The organism is Xanthomonas euroxanthea (assembly GCF_900476395.1).
Lineage (GTDB): Bacteria > Pseudomonadota > Gammaproteobacteria > Xanthomonadales > Xanthomonadaceae > Xanthomonas > Xanthomonas euroxanthea.
Window position 1 is genome coordinate 1 of record NZ_UIHB01000009.1, and the last position, 1,607, is coordinate 1,607.

The 1,607-nt window shown below is 65.5% G+C and carries 1 protein-coding gene and 1 pseudogene; both read left to right on the plus strand.

Annotated elements, in window-relative coordinates; translation table 11 throughout:
- Positions 1-118: 118 nt before the first annotated feature.
- Complete coding sequence (gene xylA, locus CPBF1521_RS20050; protein ID WP_115678059.1) at positions 119-1,456, plus strand: xylose isomerase; 1,338 nt, start codon at positions 119-121, stop codon at positions 1,454-1,456.
- A 45-nt stretch (positions 1,457-1,501) separates the two neighbouring features.
- Positions 1,502-1,607 (plus strand): annotated as a pseudogene (locus CPBF1521_RS20055) (LysR family transcriptional regulator); the annotation flags it as partial.

Below are 1,607 nucleotides of genomic sequence, written 5' to 3' on the forward strand. Positions count from 1 at the left end.
AGCGTGCGCGCTGCTGGCGCGGTGGCGGTGCGCATGCACGATTGCCGCGCTGCGTGACTGGCCACTGGTCTGCAACGCCCTTCCTTCTTCCCTCGCCTCTTTGCAGGAGTTCCGCCCCATGAGCAACACCGTCTACATCGGCGCCAAGGAATATTTCCCCGGTATCGGCAAGATCGGCTTCGAAGGCCGCGACTCGGACAAACCGCTGGCCTTCAAGGTCTACGACGCCAACAAGCAGGTCGGCGACAAGACCATGGCCGAGCATCTGCGCTTTGCCGTGGCCTACTGGCACAGCTTCTGCGGCAATGGCGCCGATCCGTTCGGCCCGGGCACGCGCGCGTACCCGTGGGATATCGGCAACACCGCATTGGACCGTGCCGAAGCCAAGGCCGATGCCGCGTTCGAATTCTTCACCAAGCTTGGCGTGCCGTATTACTGCTTCCACGACATCGACCTGTCGCCGGATGCCGACGACATCGGTGAGTACGAGCGCAACCTCAAACACATGGTCGGCATCGCCAAGCAGCGCCAAGCCGACACCGGCGTCAAGCTGCTGTGGGGCACCGCCAACCTGTTCTCGCACCCGCGCTACATGAACGGTGCATCGACCAACCCGGACTTCAACGTGGTGGCGCGTGCGGCGGTGCAGGTCAAGGCCGCGATCGATGCCACCGTCGAGCTGGGTGGCGAAAACTACGTGTTCTGGGGCGGCCGCGAGGGCTACGCCTGCCTGCACAATACCCAGATGAAGCGCGAGCAGGACAACATGGCGCGCTTTCTGACCCTGGCACGCGACTACGGCCGTGCGATCGGCTTCCAAGGCAACTTCCTGATCGAGCCCAAGCCGATGGAGCCGATGAAGCACCAGTACGACTTCGACAGCGCCACGGTGATCGGCTTCCTGCGCCAGCACGGCCTGGACCAGGACTTCAAGCTCAATATCGAAGCCAACCACGCCACGCTGTCGGGCCACAGCTTCGAGCACGACCTGCAGGTGGCAGCCGATGCCGGCCTGCTCGGCAGCATCGATGCCAACCGCGGCAACCCGCAGAACGGCTGGGATACCGACCAGTTCCCGACTGACCTGTACGACACCGTCGGCGCCATGCTGGTGGTGCTGCGCCAGGGCGGGCTGGCACCGGGCGGGCTGAATTTCGATGCCAAGGTGCGCCGCGAGTCGTCCGATCCGCAGGACCTGTTCCTGGCGCATATCGGCGGCATGGACGCGTTCGCACGCGGGCTGGAAGTGGCCAATGCGCTGCTGACCGCTTCGCCGCTGGAGCAGTGGCGCGCCGAGCGTTACGCCAGCTTCGACAGCGGCGCGGGTGCGGAGTTTGCCAACGGCAGCAGCACGCTGGTGGATCTGGCCCAGTACGCGGCCGGCAACGAACCCAAGCAACTCAGCGGCCGCCAGGAAGCCTACGAGAACCTGATCAACCAGTATCTGACGCGTTGATGCCGTGCCGGTGACCGCCTGCACGCGCAGGCGATCACCGGCAGCCTGAGCGCAGAACCGCAGCTGGATCTGGCGTTGACCGAGCAGGGCAGCGACGAAGCCGCCGATGCGGTGCGCGAGGAACGCGCCGACATCGCCGTGGTCGCAGGCC

Bases quoted from the DNA above. Each gene is read 5' to 3' on its own strand.
- xylA (WP_115678059.1), top strand. From the start codon at position 119: ATGAGCAACACCGTCTACATCGGCGCCAAGGAATATTTCCCCGGTATC.